The organism is Rhizobium sp. P2_G9, assembly GCF_056403475.1.
In genome coordinates this window covers 1-18,505 of sequence record NZ_JBFUFK010000039.1, presented here as the reverse complement: position 1 = coordinate 18,505, position 18,505 = coordinate 1, and the positions used below count along the sequence as shown (strand labels likewise).

The window sequence follows — 18,505 nt, the reverse complement described above, 5'->3', positions numbered from 1 at the left end:
GTTCTCCTCCTCCCTATGCTCCGGCTGTGGCGGGCGCGAGCACCTGTCCGTCCGGCTTGAAAAAATGCACGTGGCGCGGATCGCAGGTCAGGGCGACCTTGGAGTCCACGGCAATCTGCGGCTGGCCGCGCATCAGCGACCTGAGCTTTTTGTCACCGGCCGAAAGCGTGACGACGGTGAAGCCGCCGAGTGGTTCGACTTCATAGACCGTGGCTGGCGCACCGGTCCTGCCCTCGCCCCAGGGCTCGGCCTTCAGATCCTCCGGGCGGATGCCGATGCCGCTGGCGCCATCCGGCACGCTGCCCAGCTGGATTGTCCCCTCCCCCGCCGTCGTACCGACGAGGTCGAGCAGATTGATTGCTGGGGAGCCGAGGAGGCGCGCGACATATTGGCTGGCGGGATGGTCGTAGATTTCCGACGGCTGGCCGGTCTGGCGGATGCTGCCCTCTTCCAGGATCGCTATGCGGTCGGCGATCGACATCGCCTCTTCCTGGTCGTGGGTGACATAGACCATTGTATGGCCGAGCTCGCGCTGGATGCGCTTCAGCTCGACGCGGGTTTCCTCGCGCAGCCGGGCGTCCAAGGCCGAGATCGGATCGTCCATCAGATAGGCGGCGGGATCGCGCACGAGCGCACGGGCAATGGCGACGCGTTGCCGTTCGCCACCGGAGAGATGCGCCGGCAGCTTGTGCAGGAGATGGCCGATATGCAGCTTTTCCGACACTTCGGCGACGCGCGCCTTGATCTTGTCTTCCGGCACCTTCCGCTCGACGAGCGGAAAGCGGACATTGTCGAGCGCCTTCATATGCGGAAAGAGCGCCAGGTTCTGGAAGACCATGGCGACATTGCGCTCGGCCGGACCGATAGCGTTGACCGGCTTGCCGCCGAGCAGGATTTCGCCGCTGTCGGGCGTTTCCAGGCCGAGGATCATCTTCAGGATGGTCGATTTACCCGAGAGTGGCGGGCCGAACAGGCAGAAGAACTCGTTATCCCGGATGTCGAAGGAGACATTGTTGACGGCAACCGTGTCGCCGAAACGCTTGCTGACATTGCGGAACGTGATACCAGCCATGCTCAAGCCTCCCTGATCGCGCGGCCGGTTTCGGCATCGAAGAGCCTGACCGAGCCGGGATTGACCGTCAGCTTGGCCTTCATGCCGGCTTCGAGGCCGTTGTCATTGTCGAGCACGACCTTGATCGTCGCCTTGTTGCGGCCGAGATGCACGATGGTGCGGGCGCCGATGCGCTCGACGAAGAACACCGGCAGGCCGGTTTCGCTTGCGGCAAGCGATGCCTGCTCCGGCCGGAAGCCATAGAATACCGAGCGGTTCGCAGCCTTTTTCGCCGCCCGGGTCAACGCTGCGTCCAACGCTTCGGACGTCCCGAAATCACCGAGTTCGGCATGGATGCCGTCGGCCTTCTCGATCAGTTCCGCCTTGATCAGGTTCATGCCCGGCGAACCGAGAAAGCCGGCCACGAACGTGTTGTTCGGATTGTTGTAGACCTCGACCGGGGCGCCGGCCTGCAGCATCACGCCATGGTCCATCACGGCGATGCGGTCGGCCATGGTCATGGCTTCGAGTTGGTCATGCGTGACATAGACCATGGTCTGCTTGAACTGCCGCTGCAGATGCTTGAGCTCGGTGCGCATGACGGCGCGGAAGGCGGCGTCGACATTCGACAAGGGCTCGTCGAGCAGGAAGATCGCCGGTTCGACGATGGCCGAGCGGCCGATCGCCAGGCGCTGCAGGATGTTGACCGAGAGTTTCGCCGAGGGCTGCTTGAGCAGCGGCCCGAGCTGCAGGAAATCGGCAATCGCCTTCACCCGGCGGTCGATTTCCGCGGCCGGCAATTTGCGCACGCGTAGGCCATAGGCGAGATTGTCGTAAACATTCATATGCGTGAAGATCGCGTAGTTCTGGAAGACGAAGCCGACGCCACGCCTGCCCATGGCGACACCGTTCATGTCGCGGGCATCGAACAGGATGCGGCCGGAAGTCGGCTCTTCCATGCCGGCGATCATGTTCATGGTCGTTGACTTGCCGCAGCCGGAAGGGCCGAGCAGCGCCACGAACTCGCCGTCGGCAATCTTCAGGTCCATGGTCTTCAGCGCCTGAAAGGCACCGAAACTCTTGGTCAGGTTTTCGAGATGGATCGAGGTCATACAGCCAGCCTCGCTCTGTTCATGCGGTTGATGGCGATGTTGACCACGATGGACAGTACAATGAGGATGGCGAGCGCGATGGCTGCGACATAGCCCCATATCAGATCCTGCTGGGTGATCTTGTAGATGTAGACCGAGATCGTCTCCGTCGCGACACCCGGGCCGCCGCCGGTCATGATGTAGAGCGTATCGAAGATCTTGAAATTCTCGATCACCCGGATCGCCAGTGCGATGATGATGATGGTCTTCATCTTCGGCAGGATGATGGTGTGGAAGCGCTGCGGCCAGGAGGCGCCGAGCAGGGTGGCGGCCTTGAGCTGATCATCCGGCACGCCCGACAGGCCGGCAAGCAGGATGAGGAACATCAGCGGAGTCCACTGCCAGATATCGGCCAGCATCACCGCCACCAGCGCCCAGTCGGGGCTGGAAAGCCAGGCGAGGCTGAAGGTCGCGCCGGTCAGGTGCGAGATGATGTTGTTGACCGGCCCGCCGGACTGGAACAGCATGAAGAACATATAGCCGGCGACCGCGGGCACGACCATCATCGGCATCAGCAGGATGGAATAGAACACCCGCTTGCCGCGGAAATCGTCCATGAACAGCAGCGCCAGGGCGAAGCCGAGCAGGAATTCCGCGGGCACGCAGACCACCATGACCAGCGCCGTGCGGCCAAGCGCGTCCCAGAAGCGGTCATCCGCTGCGAGGTCGGTATAGTTGGCGAAGGTGTTCCAGGATTTGTAGGCATCCCACCAGCCGGTGCCGTCGAGCGGCGACCAGTCGGTCATCGAGATATAAAGCTGCATCAGCAGCGGAAAGACGGAAATGAACAGAACCAGGATCTGCGCCGGCAGCGTCAGGCGGAACCCAAGACGGCGGCTTTCCTTGTCGGCCTTGACAGGCTGCGCCGGAGCGACCGGAAGGGTGACGGCATCGGTCATTGCTTCAGCGCTCCGAAGGTCAGACCACGCACCAGATGTTTCTGGATGGCAATGCCCATGATGACGGGCGGGATCGCCGCGATCAGGCCGAGAGCCGCCTTGGCGCCATAGAGCTGGCCGGTCATCGAGGAGGAGAGCGAACTCATATAGACGGGGATCGTCACCCAGTCGCGATTGGTCAGCAACAGGCCGATCAGATAGTCCGACCAGTTGAGGATGAAGACGAACAGGGCCGAACTCGCCAGTGGTGCGCGCATCATCGGCAGGGTGATGCGAGTGAAGACGCGGAAACGCGAGCAGCCTTCGACACGCGCCGCATCTTCGATCTCGCGCGGCATATCGTCGAAAAAGGTCTTCATCAGCCAGAAGGCGAAGGGCAGCGTGACGATGCCATAAATCAGCGCCAGACCCCACCAGGTGTCCATCAGGCCGAGGAAGGCCCACATGATCATGACAGGGATCATCACCGCCATCGGCGGGAAGAGGCGCAGCTGGATCAGCGCCAGCGGCAGGTTCTGGCCGGAACCGAAGCGCGACAGGCCGTAAGCAGCGGCCGTGCCGGCGCTCATGGCGATCAGCGTGCCGAACACGGCCGAGAGCAGCGAGGACAGAATGGGCTTGGCGGCGGTCTTGTCGAGCGCGACGATCAGGTCATTGGTCGAATTGCCGAACAGGAAACGGAAATTGTCGAGCGTCGGATTCTTCGGCCACCAGGTGAGGTCGGAGCCGGCGGCGGACCATTCGGCGATCGGCTTGAAGGCCATGGAGGCCATCCAGGCGATCGGCACGAGCGTCACCGCGACAGCGAGCACGATCGCCACGTAGCGGAAGATTTCGAAGAGAGGTGAGCGGTTCATTTGTTCAGTCAGTGTCTCAAGGCGTCTAAGAAATTGCTGGTGGTCGGCGCTTGTTCCCTCTTCTCCCCTCGGGGCGAAGGTGGCCCGTAGGGCCGGATGAGGGGGCTTCCCGGGTGGGGTGGCCCCCTCATCGCCTCGCTTTGCTCGGCACTTCTCCCCGAGGGGGAGAAGTGGGAGCAAGCGGTTATCCGCTCACTCCCACCGGTTCTCTCCGGGTCAGGCGATCGGGTCAGTCACTGTCGGCCAAGCCGCCTTGTTGGCCTTGATCGCCTCGTTGAGCTTATCTTCGCCGATGCGGCGTGCGATGCGTTTCCACTGCTTTTCCGTGTCGGCCATGGCCTGTTCGGCCGTCTTCGACTTGGTCAGTGCGGCCATCAGGTTTTCATCGAGCGCGTTGTGGAAGGCGGTGGCGCCCGGATAGTTGATGGTCGGCACCGTGCGGGCGACGGAGTCGCGCACCACGTCCATGTGGTAGGCGTGATAGGTCTGGCGCACGAGCGGATCGGAAAAATCGTTGAGGCTGAAGGGGTCGAAATAGCCGCCCGGATTGGCCGTCATCCACGAATAGATACGGCTCGAACCCAGCCATTGCAGCAAGAGATAAGCGGCTTCCGGGTTCTTCGCCTGCGACGAGACCATGCCGGTGAGCGAGAACCAGAGCACGGTGCGGCGCACCAGCTTGCCGTTGATCTCGCGCCCGGGCGGCAGCATCGAACCGATCTTGCCGGTGACCTTGGAGCCGGTATTGCCGGCATTGTCGAGGAATTTTGGCAGGTTGGAGAAGGCGCAGGTCATCGCGGCGCCGCCAGCGGCGAAATTGCCATATTGTTCCGGCCAGCCCCAGGAGATGGCGTCCGGCGAATGATGCGACAGCGAGTCGACATATTCCTTGGTCGCGGCAAAACCGGCATCCGAATTGATCAGCGGCGAACCGTCGTCAGCGAACAGGAACTGGTTGGGATCGCCCATGGAGACATAGCGCTGGTACCAGTTGGTATAGCCCCAGCCCTGGTTCCGGAGATCGGTCGAGCCGTACATCTTCTGGTCCGGGCGCTGGAAGAAGGCAGCGATTTCGTCATGCTGCTTCCAGGTCTTCGGCGGAGCGAGATCATAGCCGTACTTGGCCTTGAAATTCTTCTTCTCGGTCTCGTCGTTAAAGAGGTCGGCGCGGTAGTTCCAGATCTGAAAGTCGCCGTCGAGCGACACGCCGTAGGTCTTGCCGCGATACTGGTTGAGCAGTGACACGCCGGCCTTGCCGTTGACATAGCCACGCTTGGGGTCATCCCATTCCGGCTTGTGGGCGGCGACGAAATCGTCGAGCGCCATGATGCCGCCGGTTTCGGCGAGGTCGCCCAGGCGGTTCCACTCGGTCGAGTAGATGTCGTAGGCGCCGCCCTTGGTGGAAATATCCTGCATCGTCTTGGTGAATTCCTGCCCGTTCGGCAGGCCGACGATCTCGATGGTGATGCCGGTTTCCTTCTCCCAAAGGTCCTTGATCGACGGCGCACCAGCCGGGAACGGCTTGGTCAGCTGGCCGATCGAGCCATCCGAAAGACCGAGCACGATCTTGTCGGCCTTGCCGGAGGCCTTGAGCTGTTTCGCCGCCTCGATGGCGCGGCCTTCCGGCGTGTCGGCGCCATACTGGTAACGCTCGGCGCCATCGAACCCGGTCGGGCCGCCGACCATGCCATCGGCCAGCTTGTCGGCCGCAAAGGCGCGGCCCGGACGAATGAACTGCGGGGCAATGCCGACGGCAGCGGTGACGCCGGCCAATTTTGTCGATGCGGACAGAAAGCCGCGCCGCGACATGCGGTCAAAACTGATCATCTTGGAAATCCTCCCTGAGGGCAATTTTATCCTCACCAGCCCTTCGTGCCGCATACTGATGTGTTTTGATTTGTTGTCAACGGATTTATTGATGTGTTTTGATTTCTGTACGTGTCATTTTTGATTGACAATCTGGTGTAGCTATGACGCAATAAAACGGGAACCGGGAGGATCTTTGGCTAAAAGTGTTGTTTTTCAGGCGCGTAGCGACGCAGAAAGATGTTTTCATGCTGATTTGCCGATCTTCTGCCGTTTTGCGCAGTACAAAGATGAGATGATTGGAGGAGTGCAAATATCAATCAAAATACATCATTTTGTGACTAGGCGGTAAGCCGGCCTTCGGCAATCGGAACACGGCGTGTAAAATCGCCAACAGCCCGTCAGCACGAGCTGGCAGGCTTGTTTCCTTTGTTGCCACGCAATATCAGCCGGTCTCTAATCCCTAAACATCAGTCGAACCGAATCAAGTCATACCAATGCGCTCAACCCTCATCGATGTAGCCCGGGAAGCAGGCGTCTCCAGCGCCACGGTGGATCGCGTGCTCAACAATCGCTCCGGCGTCAAGGAGCGGACGCGCAGCATCGTCATGGATACCGCCCGGCGACTGGGTTACATCAGCATGGAGCCGATCAACGATGGTCGAACCAAGCTCGATTTCGTCCTGCCAACCGGCACCAATTCCTTCATCGTCCATCTGCGGCGCCAGCTGGAGCGCCAGTGTTCCGCCAACGACCAGGTCGATTTCCATATCCATGACGTCGAAGGCTTCAATCCGCAGTCACTGGCACAGAAGCTGATCGAGTTGCAGGGCTCGACGCAAGGCGTGGCGCTGATCGCCCAGGACCATCCGGCAGTGCGCGATGCGATGAACCAGCTGATCGAACGCGGCGTCAAGATCGTCACGCTCGTCTCCGACATCCATCACGTCCTCCGCACCCGCTATGTCGGCGTCGACAACCGCGCCGCCGGCCGTCTCGGCGGCTACCTGCTTGGCCGGTTGCTGACCTCGCCCACGCCGCGCAAGATCGCACTCTTCGCCGGCTCGCTTTCCTATCGCGGCCACGAAGAGCGCGAAATGGGCTTCCGCCACATCATCTCGGAGGAATTCCCGCATCTCGAAGTCGTGCAACTGCGCGAAGTCCGCGACGACCGCCAGCGCGCCTATGACGAAACGCTGTCGCTGCTGAAAAGCCACCCGGACCTCGCCGGCATCTACAATATCGGCGCCGGTAATTCCGGCATCGGCCGGGCGCTGGTAGAAATGGGCCGCAAGGATTCCGTCATCTTCATCGGCCATGAGCTGACGGAAACGTCCAAGACGCTGCTCTTGTCGGGAACGATAGATGCGGTCATCGACCAAAATCCCCGGGTGGAGGCGCGCGAGACGATTGCGACGTTGCTGAGCGCGATCAATGATACGCCGCTGGAATACAGCGTGCCGCGCATTCAGGTGATTTTTCGGGAAAATATTCCGGAGATGTAGGCAAAGTTCGAAGGCGGGTTCAATTGACGGCCGCAGAACAAGGGGCACTCAGTTATCGGGTGTATGATGGCGGAGCGAGCATCAACGGCGTTTTATTCAGCGCCACCCACTCGACTGCCAATTCGCATAGCCGCCGGGGCTCTCCGCCCTTGCGTTTGACCTCGCTGACAAGTGCGGCAGCCTCTTTCAACTCCGGATCAGACAAAGGTTGGCCAGATCCTATATGCGCCAAAAACGCATCGGCCATTTTCTTGTAGTCAGCATCCCAATTCATGCCTCCGTTGCCGTCCAGCTCATTCGCGATACGCCCGGAAATGCGGATAACCTCTCCCTGTACTGTGACAGCGGCTCCGCCTGACGGCACCAGAAGATCCCAGAGTTCCTGGTGGCGGTCTTGCCATCTCGTCGACTTGGCGATGATGGGTGTTTTGCCGTCGTGCATGGCACGACGCGGAACGGGTGGAACATCGAACAGTGCGTAAAGCTGCTCCAGCGCCGCACTCGTTGCGCCCACAGATTCCCGGCTAAATCGATCTCTAAAAAATTCGAAGTCGGTTCCGATACGTGTAACGAATTCCTTCATTCGCGGCGTCTTCTGCGCTCCAGCGTCTAGCAGGATCGCAGCCACGACGGCTATACGTTCGATTACGGCATTGCTGCACCGCTGAAAAGCATATTCAAGTGGCGTAAGCCCGTCGTCATTCAGCGCGTCTACCTTTGCGCCATGCTGCAGCAGCAGTCGGACATTCTCGGCGATTCCGCGCTCGGCCGCCCTGTGCAGTGCTGTACCTCGCGCGCCTTCACCAGCATTCACATCAGCGCCAAGCTCCAGCAGGACATCAATCCGTCCTTGCCAACTGCCAGCGCGTGCATGAAGAGGGGTTTCCCCATAATTGTCTTCCGCCGAAATGGTTGCGCCTTGCTCGACAAGCCATCGTGCAACGTCATCGGGAAGCTCTTCAAAGGCCAAGGCCGTTTGCTTGGAATAGCCTCCTCGCGCATCGACATCGCAAATCTCAAAGACCGCTTTTATCGTATCGGAGTTGCCTTCCTTCAGCAGCGTCGCGAAATTTTCCGGCAGAAGTTTTTTCTTGGTCTTAGCCATACGACGCGGCTCCAACTAGGTTGTAACAAAAAGGTGATCACCAACAGATTGGCAGGAACCAATCGATTTGGGAATACGTCGCATCACTACAATCTAAATCAGCCCCAGGCTCCGCTGCAGTGCGGCTTGGAAATGCGCATCCAGCGCCGCCTCGGCTCTGTCCGCATTCCGCGCCTTGCATGCCTCGATGATCTCCACATGTTCCTTCAGCGTCCTCAGTACGATCGGCGCCGTCAGGCGGCGGTCGAGGCGCAGCAGGCGGAGGTAATTATGCATGCGGCGGTAGCTCGTCTCGATCAGCGGATTGCGCAGTGAACCGATCACCGCGTTATGCAGCAGGTTCTCCAGCGCCTCCATCTCCTGCAACTCCGTCTCGCCGAGCCCGTGCACTGCGATCCTCTCGATCAGCACCGCATGGCGGTGGCTGGTGTCCTTGATCTCAGTTTCATCCCCTTGCTCGGCATAGATCCGAACGGCCGCGCGCTCGAGGATCAAGCGGAATTGATAGGTTGACCGCGTTAATTCGAAGCCGGGGCGGACGAACTGGATGCCGGATCGTGGATGGATGGCGAGGATGCCTTCCGCCTCCAGGACACGCAGCGCATCGCGCAGCGGCGCCACCGGAACGTCAACGATTTCAGACAGTTCGCCCTGGGAGACGAAGGCTCCCGCCTGCACCTTCCTGTCGAACAAAGCTTCCAGGATACGGTCATAGGCGAGATCGCTCAGCCGCTGGGCCGGGATCGGTTCGTCGATCAGTTCGATGATTTTTGTCTTGCGCGCCACTTGCATAATTTCCATTGCTGCCATATTAGATACGACAACTGATCGATCAGTTCAAGATTTTAATCTATCAAGCGGCTAAACCATGCGCATCGAAGCCTTTCGCATCACTCGTTTCCAGTTCGCCCGGGATCGCATCATCGGCGATAGCCAGGTGCGCGCGGACGATGTGAATGTAGCAGCATTGGAACTGATCTCCGAGAGCGGCCAGGTCGGCCTGGGGTTTATCCAGACCCTTTTTACGCCGCTGCCGGCGCAGGCCGAGATCAGCCGCGTTTTCGCCAGTGAAGCCTTCCCCGGTTTGCAAGGCCAGCCGGCGATCGGGCTGGTGCATCGCGTCTCGCGGCCGCGCGGCGGCAACCAGCGGCCTTTCTCGCTGCCTTTCCATGAAGCGATCCAAGTCGCGCTCTGGGATCTCGCGGCTAAGGAGGCTGGCCTGCCGCTTTATCGGCTGCTGGGCGGCACACGCAACAAGGTGCGCGCCTATGCATCCGGCCTAGATTTCCACCTCAGCGACCAAGATTATTCTGCGCTCTTCGCCTATGCGGCGAGCGTGGGTTATACCGCCTTCAAGATCAAGGTCGGCCACAAGGATTTTGCCCGCGACCTGCATCGTGTCGAGCTGCTGAAGAAGGTCATTCCGGCAGGTTCAAAAGTCATGGTCGACGCCAACGAGGGCTGGTCGTCCAAGGAAGCCCTGATGAAAATGGAGGCGATCCGCGCCACCGGCGTCGATCTTCTCTGGGTCGAGGACCCAATCCTGCGCAACGACTTTGCAGGCCTTCGCCTGCTGCGCAATTCGGCGCCGTGGACGCAGATCAATTCCGGCGAATATCTCGATCTCTCCGGCAAGCGGGCGCTGCTCGAAGCCGAGGGCGCCGATATCATCAATGTGCATGCCCAGGTGGGTGACGTGATGAAGATCGGCTGGTTTGCTGCTGAAAAGGCCATTCCCGTCAGCCTGGGTAACACCTTTCTCGAAATGGGCGTGCACATGGCCTGCGCGCTGCCCGAGGTCGAATGGCTCGAATATTCGTTCCAGAATTTCGATCATCTCGTCGAACAGCCGATTGAGATCACCGATGGCTGGGCCTATGCGCCGGATCGGACGGGGCACGGCCTGGTGCTGAGCGAAACATCTCGCACCGAATGGGGGCGGCCCGAGTTGCTGGACCGCGCCGATCTTGGCCCGGCGCCGAAAAATCCGCGCCTGCCGATATTCTGACGGCCGCAAAAGCTGCCGCCGTCCATCTTTTCCAAGGGAGGAAAACCGATGCGCATGAGCTTGAAAATATTTCTGATGGCCGGCAGCGTGCTGGCCGCCGCACCTGCCTGGGCGCAGGAAATCACCGTCTGGGACTGGAAGTCCGGCGATCCGCTCGCCCAGCCCTATTACGATAAGGCCAAGACCGATTTCGAAGCGGCCCATCCCGGCGTGACCATCAACTATGTCATGCAGCCGCATGACCAGTACTACACGCTGCTCGGCACCGCGCTTTCGTCCAATGCCGGCCCCGACCTCTTCCTGATGAATGGCGGCGCCCAGGCCAAGGCCCGTTTCGGCGCGCTGCTGAAGCTCGACGACAAGATCGCCGACATCAAGAAGGACCTGGTCGGCTGGGAAGAGTTTTCGGACGCGAGCGGCAGCTATGCCATCCCGCTCTCCATCCAGGGCTTTGTCATCTATTACAACAAGAAGCTCTATTCCGACGCCGGCCTCGACCCGTCCAAGCCGCCGCACACTTGGGCAGAACTTTCCAAGGTCTGCGATGCGATCAAGGCCAAGGGCGCGGTGCCCTGCTTTGCCATGGGCAACAAGGAAGGCTTTGGCATCGAATTCTGGTTCTCCTCGATCGCCGCGACATCGTGGACGGCTGAGGAGCAGGCCGATTTTGCCGCTGGCAAGCTGAAATGGTCTGATGCACCGGTCAAGGCCATCCTGCAGAGCTGGGTCGACGCCAACAAGGCCGGCTGGTTCCCGCAGGGCGCCAATTCGACGGCCAAGTTCATGGACGAATATGAAGGCTTCATGCGCGGCGAAGCGGCCAACACGATCGGTCTGATCTCCGATGTCGCCCACTGGAAGCAGTTCGACGACATGCTCGGCGCCGACAATGACGGCGTGTTCATCATGCCCTCCCCGACCGTAGCCTCCGACAAGAAGGAAGGCGAGCCGAAATTCCCGCTCTCCGGCGGCATCGGCTATGGTGTCAACAAGTCCTCGCCGAATGCGGCGCTTGCGGTGGAATTCGCCAAGCTGTTGGCCTCGCCGCCACTGGAGCAGATTTTCTTCAACGATGCCGGGGCGATCGCGGCCAATTCCAAGGTCGACACCAAGGGCATCAAGAGCCCGGCGGCGATCGATATCCTGAAATGGATGGCAGTTTCGGGTGCTCCGACGGCGCATGCGAATGCGACGGCGAAGGAACTGGAAGAAATCCATCGGTTGAGCCAGCTGTTGCTGAATGGTGAGACGACGGTGGACGAGGCTGTGAAGCGCATGGATGATGTGCAGGCTGAGGCGCATAAGTCTTAGTCAGGAGTCGGTAGTTAGTAGTCGCAAGGGCTGTGGTTGCGGCGACCCCCCTCTGCCCTGCCGGGCATCTCCCCCTCAAGGGGGGAGATCGACTTGCGGCAGCCACTTGCCTAGATCTCAACGTCTCGGATGAGGCGGGGAGCCCGCCTCCAGCCAATCTCCCCCCTTGAGGGGGAGATGCCCGGCAGGGCAGAGGGGGGTATGCCGAAAACGACTGCCATCAATAGTGAATAAAGTCCGACAACAGAACCGGATGATCACCAGACTGGCCTGCAATGATAAGCCGGCTAACTTAACCAAGGAATGACCATTTTGGGTAGCGCGGCGGAAAAACGGATCGCCTTTCTTTTCATCGCTCCGGCAATCCTGCTGGTGGCGATATTCCGCATTTTTCCGCTCGGCTGGGGTTTCGTCCTGTCCTTCTTCGACAGCGACGGCATGACCAAGTTCAACTTCATCGGCTTCGGCAACTATGTCGCCATCACCCATGACTCTGCTTTCCGCGACAGCCTGGAAAACACGCTGATCCTTATCGCGACACTCCCCGTCTGGGTGGCGCTGCCGATGATCCTTGCCATCCTCATTCACCAGGGCGTGCCGGGCGGCAAATTCTTCCGCGCCGTCTATTTCTTCCCGGCCGTGCTCTCCTCTGTCATCATCGGCTCGATCTTCAACATGGTGCTGCGTTTCGACGGCAGCTTGAATGCCATGCTGAAAGCCATCGGCCTCATCCCCGTCGACTGGCTGGGCTCCGGCAAGACAGCGCTGTTCGTGCTGTTTTCCGTCCAGCTCTGGTCGACCTTCGGCATGAGCCTGCTGATCTTCCTCGCTGGTCTTTCGACCGTGCCGAAGGAACTCACCGAGGCTGCCCGCCTCGATGGCGCCAAGCCGCTGCAGATCTGGTGGCATGTGATCATCCCGGTGCTGCGGCCAATCATCGAATTCGTCGGCGTGGTCACCACGATCGGCGCGCTGACCTCGATGTTCGGCCTGATCTATGTACTGACCGCCGGCGGTCCCGGCACCTCGACGGCGCTGCCGGAATTTTTGATCTGGCTCGAACAGGGCAAGATGAACCAGCCGGGCTATGCGGCGGCGATTTCCATGCTGCTCTTCGCGGTCATGGCGGGCCTCGCCTACTTGCAGATCCGCATCATGTCCCGCAATACCAATCTCTGAGGCGACGATGGCAATCACCGGCAAACGCGAAAAGACGCTTCTGCGGATCGCCTCGATCCCGATGGCGCTGCTTGCGCTCTCCTGCCTCTATCCGATCTATTTCGCCATCAACAATGCGCTGAAGACGGACAAGAACTATATCCTCAACCGCTTCTCCGTGGTCACCGAGCCGACGTTCAACAATTTCGTCAATGCCTGGAGTCGCTCGCATCTTGGCGATTATTTCTGGAATTCGCTGATCTGCACCGCGGGCGCCGTGGCACTGCTGCTGACCGTCTCGTCGCTGGCCGGCTTTGCCTTCGCCATGCTGCGCTTTCCCTATCGCAAGCTGCTGTTCATGGTCATCCTGGCCTCGCTGATGATCCCGGTGCAGGTCGTGCTGGTGCCGTTCTACCGCACCATCATCGCGCTCGACCTGGTCAATACCCGCATCGGCCTGATCATCTCCTATACCGCCTTTTTCCTGCCCTTCTGCGTCTACCTGATGACCGCCTTCTATTCCGGCCTGCCGCGCGAGCTGGTGGAGGCGGCGCGCATGGATGGCGCCAAGCTGATCCAGATCTGGTGGCATGTGATGCTGCCGCTCGGCAAACCGGCACTGATCACGCTCGGCATTCTCAACACGCTCTATTGCTGGAACGACGTGCTGATCTCGCTGCTGGTCCTGCAGAAAAACCGCACATTGATGGTCGGCATCGCGGCGCTGAAGGGCGAATATACCACCAATATTCCGCTGCTGATGGCCGGCATCGTCATCGCCGCCGCCCCCATCGTCATCATCTACATCGTCTTCCAGCGGCGCATCGTCAACGGCATCGCCACCGGCGCCGTCAAGGGTTGAGCACCATGCATCAGATCGAATTGAAGAATGTTTCCAAGGCCTTCGGCGCGACCAAGGTGATTCACGGCGTGTCGATGGCGATCGAAAAGGGTGAGTTCACCGTCTTCGTCGGCCCATCTGGCTGCGGCAAGTCGACCTTGCTCCGGATGATCGCCGGCCTCGAGGAAATCACCGGCGGCGACCTGATGATCGGCGGCCAGCGGATGAACGATCGCGAACCATCCGAACGCGGCGTCGCCATGGTCTTCCAGTCCTACGCGCTCTATCCGCACATGACCGTGTTCGAGAATATGAGTTTTGGCTTGCGCATGGCCAAGGCCCCGAAGGCCGAGATCGATGCCAAGGTCAACCGCGCCGCCGAAATCCTGCAACTCTCCGCACTTCTCGACCGCAAGCCGGCCGCTCTTTCCGGCGGCCAGCGCCAGCGCGTTGCCATCGGCCGCGCCATCGTCCGCAACCCGGATGTCTTCCTGTTCGACGAGCCGCTTTCCAATCTCGACGCCGAACTGCGCGTCCAGACCCGGGTCGAGATCGCCAAGCTGCACCAGACGCTCGGCAATACCATCATCTACGTCACCCACGACCAGACCGAAGCGATGACTTTGGCCAACAAGATCGTCGTGCTGCGCGCCGGACAGGTCGAACAGATCGGCTCACCTGTCGATCTCTACGACGACCCGGACAATGAATTCGTCGCCGGCTTCATCGGCTCGCCGCGGATGAATTTCTTCAACGCCACGGTTTCTGCGGATGGCAACCAGCTCACCTTTGGCGGCATTTCCCTCCCCTCCCCTCGCCTCACCGACACATTGAAACCGGGCGATACTTTCCGCGTCGGCATCCGTCCCGAACATCTCGATGAGCAGGACGGTATCGGCTTGACGGCCTCGGCCGAGGTGATCGAGCATCTTGGCTCGACCGCCTATATCCATGCCACCCTCTCCTCGGGAGAGGTGGTGGTGGCGGAAAAACGCCGAACCCAGGCCAAGCCCGGCGAGACGGTCAGTCTGCGCTTCGACCCCGCCCAGGCGCGCTATTTCGACCGCAGCGGCAAGCGTCTACGCTGAGCGACGGCGATCCATGAACGCCGTGAATCGGTCGGCTCGGATCGATTCAAACTTGTCGTTGGACGAGAGTCAGCGCAATTGCGACTCTGCTCTTCATGACGACACGAGCACATTCCCCGATCTACATGGAACGCAGGGACCCCGCCCACAACATGGCACGGTTTTATGCACTGGAATTCGAAACCGATCTCTTCGGCGGCATCTGCGCCGTGCGCCGCTGGGGCCGGATCGGATCATTTGGCCGGCAACTTTCCTCCCTCTGCCCTACCCCGGAAGCAGCGCTCGCCGAGATCGAGCAGCGCGCGGCGGGAAAACGCCGGCGCGGCTATCGGGATTGCTGAAACCTGGATGCCGCAGCTACTTGCCATTCCAGCGGCGAATGACTGGTTCCGTCAAATCGTGCTCATAGCCCAGCACGCTAATGCTCGTCGTATCGAGGACGAAATGTGTCCCGCCCTCCGGCGGCAGGCCGAGCCAGCGGGCGCCGAACACTCTCAGGAAATGCGCGCTGGAAAAGATCAGCAGCGTCGCGTTGACGGCACGGACCCGGGCGATGACCGCATCCGCTCTCACCCCGACATCCGCCGCGGTCTCGCCATTGGGGCAGCCATCGCGGAAAAGCTGCCAACCCGGACGGGTGGCGTGGATTTCCTTGGTGGTCACGCCTTCGTAGTCGCCGTAATTCCACTCGGCGAGATCGGGATCGACCACACGCCTGTCACCGAAGCCGGCGAGTTCGCAGGTCCGCCGCGCCCGCTCGGACGGGCTTGTCCAGACCGTGGCGAAGGCGATCTGCGGCAGGCGTCCGGCCACCTGCCGGGCCGCCTCTTCACCGGCTTTGGTCAGGGGAATGTCGCTGCGGCCTGTATGTCTGCCAGCCACGGCCCATTCCGTCTCGCCATGGCGGACTAGGTAGATTTCCGGATATGCACTCATTCTGCCCCACCTTTGGCCGCATCGCTTTTGTCCCGTTGAAACGGTGGTTCAGGCCGCCTTCTCGAGGTCCTGATTCCATTCGCCCTTGGCGGCGAGGCTGTTCATTTTGGCGCGATGCGCGAAGGCGCGCTGGCCGGCGGCGACATTTTCCGCTTTGCCATTCCAGGCCTGCAATGCATCGTCCTGCAGTGCTCGGCCATAGGAGAAGGTCACGGCCCATGGCAGCTTGCGACCGGCGTTGATGGCCGAGAGATGTGCTGTGGCCTGCTGCGGCGTCTGGCCGCCGGAGAGGAAGGCAATGCCAGGTACGGCGGCGGGCACTGTTTCCTTCAGTACCTTGACGGTGCGTTCCGCCACTTCCTCGACCGAGGCCTTCAGCACCTTCTTGCCATCCGACACCATGCTCGGCTTGAGGATCATGCCTTCGAGATTGATCCGCTCTTCGTTCAGCGCCTCGAAAACGATCTGCAACACCCAGCGCGTCACCGTCTCACTGCGGTCGATGCTGTGCGTACCCGGTTCGCCGTCCATCAGTACTTCCGGCTCGACGATCGGCACGATCTGCGCCTCCTGGCAGAGCGCGGCATAACGGGCGAGCGCATGGGCGTTGGCGCGGATCGCACCGTAGCTCGGCAAGCTGTCGGAAATGGCGATCACGCCGCGCCATTTGGCGAAGCGGGCGCCGGCATCATAATATTTCTTCAGGCGTTCACGCAGACCATCAAGGCCCTCCGTCACCGTCTCGGCCGGAAAGCTGGCCATCGGCTTGGCGCCGGTATCGACCTTGATGCCGGGAACGGCATCGGCGGCGCGGATGATGTCGGCCAGCGGTGTGCCGTCGGCCGCTCTCTGGAACAGCGTCTCCTCATACAGGATGACGCCCGATATGTAATCCCGCATCGCCTCATTGCTGCGGAACAGCATTTCGCGATAGTCGCGCCGACTCTCTTCGGTCGAAGCGAGGCTGATCTTGTCGAAGCGCTTGGCGATCGTTGCCGTGGATTCGTCGGCTGCGAGCAGGCCCTTGCCGCTCGCCACCATCTTCTCAGCGATGTCTTCAAGGCGTTCGCTCATCGTCGTTCTCCTCGCTAGATCCTCCCGGCCGCGAAGGGCCATGATCGAGAACCTGATCGTCCGATTGAGCATTGTCAAGCGGCGCCATATCGGCAAGATTGGGTGCGAGGAGAGAGGCCGGATGGCGGTTATCCAAGCCGCCCGACGCCCTGAATCTGGAAGGAAGATGCCGCTCATGACGATTGAACGATCCGACACGATGGTGCTCTTCGGGGCCACCGGCGACCTCGCGCGCAAGAAGATTTTTCCTGCCCTCTATTCCATGGTGGCGCGCAACCATCTCAGCGAACCGGTCATCGGGGTGGCGCTCGAAGATTGGGACGTGTCGCAGCTGCAAGCCCGCGCCCGCGAAAGCATCACCCAGGCGCTCGGCACGATTGACGAGGCGGTTTTCGCCAAGCTGGCCGGATTGCTGCGCTATGTCGGCGGCGACTACCGCCTGCAATCGACCTTCGACAAATTGAAGGACGAGCTCGGTTCCGCCCGCCATCCGCTCTATTATCTCGCCGTGCCGCCTTCCATGTTCGAGCCGGTCGTCCAGGGTCTCGAACAATCCAATGCCGCCGCAGGCGCCAAGCTGATGGTGGAAAAGCCGTTCGGCCGCGACCTGCAATCGGCGCGCTGGCTCAATCGCGTCCTGCATATCGCCTTCGATGAACACTCGATCTACCGGATCGACCACTATCTCGGCAAGGAAGCGATCCAGAACCTCATCTATTTCCGCTTCGCCAATTCCTTTCTCGAGCCGATGTGGAATCGCAACTATATCGAGAGCGTGCAGATCACCATGGCCGAGGATTTCGGCGTCCAGGGCCGTGGGCGCTTCTATGACGAAGTCGGGGCGATCCGCGACGTCATCCAGAACCACCTGCTCAACATTCTGCTGCTGCTCGCCATGGAGCCGCCGGCCACGAGTTCGGCAGACGACCTGATCGACGAGAAGGTACAGGTGCTGAAATCCATCCGCACCCTCACCAAGGACGATGTCGTGCGCGGTCAGTTCAACGGTTACCTGCAAGAGGCCGGTGTCGCCCCGAGTTCGCCGGTGGAAACTTTTGCCGCCGTCCGCTTCTTCGTCGATACCTGGCGCTGGCAGGGCGTGCCCTTCTTCATCCGCGCCGGCAAGAACCTGCCGGTGCGCGCCACCGAGGTCGTGTTGCGGCTGAAACTGCCACCGCTCGGCATTTTCGAGGACTTGAAGCCCGAGCATGCGAACTATGTTCGCTTCGGCATCAGCCCCCAGGTGTCGATCGGCATTGGCGCCCGCCGCAAGGCCGCCGGCGACGCTATGATCGGCGAGCAGGTGGAATTGAGCGCCGTCGATGACGCGACGGGGGACATGGACCCTTATGAGCGGCTGATCGGCGATGCCATGAACGGCAATAGCCAGCTGTTCACCCGCCAGGATGCCAGCGAGATCGCCTGGCGGATCGTCGGCCCGGTGCTCGACGACAAGACGCCGCCGGCAATCTACGAGCCGGGAACCTGGGGACCTGCCGAGGCCATGGCCGGCTTTGGTCCGCCGAGCGGCTGGGTCAATCCGGTTGGTTGATCAATCGGGATAGGGGGGAGCCAATCAGCTCCGCCCCTCCCACACCACCCGGCATGCGGGTCCGCACCGGGCGGTTGGAGCGGTTGAAGTCGTCAGGCTTATAGTTCTCCCGGCCCGACGCTTGGGTTTGCTTATTCTGGTTCGGCGGGTTGTTCGGCGGGTT

18 protein-coding genes are annotated in these 18,505 nt (G+C 60.9%); 8 read left to right on the top strand and 10 right to left on the bottom strand.

What is annotated here, in order from left to right; translation table 11 throughout:
- Positions 1 to 13: 13 nt before the first annotated feature.
- From AC1DYF_RS28275 to AC1DYF_RS28255, 5 genes are all read right to left on the bottom strand, one after another.
- Complete coding sequence (locus tag AC1DYF_RS28275; RefSeq protein ID WP_477880645.1) at positions 14 to 1,072, bottom strand: ABC transporter ATP-binding protein; 1,059 nt, start codon at positions 1,070 to 1,072, stop codon at positions 14 to 16.
- Between the two features lie 2 nt (positions 1,073 to 1,074).
- A complete protein-coding gene (locus AC1DYF_RS28270; RefSeq protein ID WP_477880643.1) occupies positions 1,075 to 2,163 on the bottom strand; it encodes an ABC transporter ATP-binding protein in 1,089 nt (362 codons plus the stop codon).
- Positions 2,160 to 3,101, bottom strand: coding sequence for a carbohydrate ABC transporter permease (locus AC1DYF_RS28265; RefSeq protein ID WP_477880642.1), 942 nt, complete (start codon positions 3,099 to 3,101; stop codon positions 2,160 to 2,162). The genes AC1DYF_RS28270 and AC1DYF_RS28265 overlap by 4 nt, the downstream gene beginning before the upstream one ends.
- Positions 3,098 to 3,958: a carbohydrate ABC transporter permease gene (locus tag AC1DYF_RS28260; protein ID WP_477880640.1), complete on the bottom strand. Its 861-nt coding sequence runs from the start codon at positions 3,956 to 3,958 to the stop codon at positions 3,098 to 3,100. The genes AC1DYF_RS28265 and AC1DYF_RS28260 overlap by 4 nt, the downstream gene beginning before the upstream one ends.
- Before the next feature lie 216 nt (positions 3,959 to 4,174).
- Positions 4,175 to 5,785 (bottom strand): extracellular solute-binding protein, encoded by a 1,611-nt coding sequence (locus AC1DYF_RS28255; protein WP_477880638.1) that lies wholly within the window; start codon positions 5,783 to 5,785, stop codon positions 4,175 to 4,177.
- 476 nt (positions 5,786 to 6,261) lie between these two features.
- Here AC1DYF_RS28255 and AC1DYF_RS28250 point away from each other — a divergent pair, with 476 nt between their 5' ends.
- A complete protein-coding gene (locus tag AC1DYF_RS28250; protein ID WP_477880636.1) occupies positions 6,262 to 7,269 on the top strand; it encodes a LacI family DNA-binding transcriptional regulator in 1,008 nt (335 codons plus the stop codon).
- Positions 7,270 to 7,321: 52 nt separating this feature from the next.
- On the opposite strand, the gene AC1DYF_RS28245 is transcribed toward AC1DYF_RS28250, so the two are convergent.
- Positions 7,322 to 8,374, bottom strand: coding sequence for an ankyrin repeat domain-containing protein (locus AC1DYF_RS28245; RefSeq protein WP_477880634.1), 1,053 nt, complete (start codon positions 8,372 to 8,374; stop codon positions 7,322 to 7,324).
- A 93-nt stretch (positions 8,375 to 8,467) separates the two neighbouring features.
- On the bottom strand, positions 8,468 to 9,160 hold the full coding sequence (locus tag AC1DYF_RS28240; protein ID WP_477880632.1) for a GntR family transcriptional regulator: 693 nt from the start codon (positions 9,158 to 9,160) through the stop codon (positions 8,468 to 8,470).
- 82 nt (positions 9,161 to 9,242) lie between these two features.
- On the opposite strand from AC1DYF_RS28240, the gene AC1DYF_RS28235 reads away from it, so the two are divergent.
- The 6 genes from AC1DYF_RS28235 (at position 9,243) to AC1DYF_RS28210 (ending at position 15,121) form a co-directional block, all read left to right on the top strand.
- Positions 9,243 to 10,382: a mandelate racemase/muconate lactonizing enzyme family protein gene (locus AC1DYF_RS28235; RefSeq protein ID WP_477880630.1), complete on the top strand. Its 1,140-nt coding sequence runs from the start codon at positions 9,243 to 9,245 to the stop codon at positions 10,380 to 10,382.
- A 54-nt stretch (positions 10,383 to 10,436) separates the two neighbouring features.
- Positions 10,437 to 11,693, top strand: a complete 1,257-nt coding sequence (locus AC1DYF_RS28230) for an ABC transporter substrate-binding protein (RefSeq protein ID WP_477880628.1) — start codon at positions 10,437 to 10,439, stop codon at positions 11,691 to 11,693.
- A gap of 303 nt (positions 11,694 to 11,996) precedes the next feature.
- Positions 11,997 to 12,872 (top strand): carbohydrate ABC transporter permease, encoded by an 876-nt coding sequence (locus AC1DYF_RS28225; protein WP_477880626.1) that lies wholly within the window; start codon positions 11,997 to 11,999, stop codon positions 12,870 to 12,872.
- A 7-nt stretch (positions 12,873 to 12,879) separates the two neighbouring features.
- Positions 12,880 to 13,713, top strand: a complete 834-nt coding sequence (locus AC1DYF_RS28220) for a carbohydrate ABC transporter permease (protein WP_477880624.1) — start codon at positions 12,880 to 12,882, stop codon at positions 13,711 to 13,713.
- A gap of 5 nt (positions 13,714 to 13,718) precedes the next feature.
- Entirely contained in the window at positions 13,719 to 14,780 is a 1,062-nt protein-coding gene (locus tag AC1DYF_RS28215) for an ABC transporter ATP-binding protein (RefSeq protein ID WP_477880622.1), read from the top strand.
- A 95-nt stretch (positions 14,781 to 14,875) separates the two neighbouring features.
- On the top strand, positions 14,876 to 15,121 hold the full coding sequence (locus AC1DYF_RS28210; protein WP_477880620.1) for a WGR domain-containing protein: 246 nt from the start codon (positions 14,876 to 14,878) through the stop codon (positions 15,119 to 15,121).
- A 16-nt stretch (positions 15,122 to 15,137) separates the two neighbouring features.
- On the opposite strand, the gene AC1DYF_RS28205 is transcribed toward AC1DYF_RS28210, so the two are convergent.
- Complete coding sequence (locus tag AC1DYF_RS28205; protein WP_477880618.1) at positions 15,138 to 15,716, bottom strand: histidine phosphatase family protein; 579 nt, start codon at positions 15,714 to 15,716, stop codon at positions 15,138 to 15,140.
- Positions 15,717 to 15,764: 48 nt separating this feature from the next.
- A complete protein-coding gene (locus AC1DYF_RS28200; protein WP_477880616.1) occupies positions 15,765 to 16,790 on the bottom strand; it encodes a class I fructose-bisphosphate aldolase in 1,026 nt (341 codons plus the stop codon).
- A 175-nt stretch (positions 16,791 to 16,965) separates the two neighbouring features.
- On the opposite strand from AC1DYF_RS28200, the gene zwf reads away from it, so the two are divergent.
- Complete coding sequence (zwf, locus tag AC1DYF_RS28195) at positions 16,966 to 18,342, top strand: glucose-6-phosphate dehydrogenase (protein WP_477880614.1); 1,377 nt, start codon at positions 16,966 to 16,968, stop codon at positions 18,340 to 18,342.
- Here zwf and AC1DYF_RS28190 read toward each other — a convergent pair.
- Positions 18,326 to 18,505 (bottom strand): hypothetical protein (locus tag AC1DYF_RS28190; RefSeq protein ID WP_477880612.1); only part of this gene is annotated, 180 nt, incomplete at its 5' end. The genes zwf and AC1DYF_RS28190 overlap by 17 nt on opposite strands.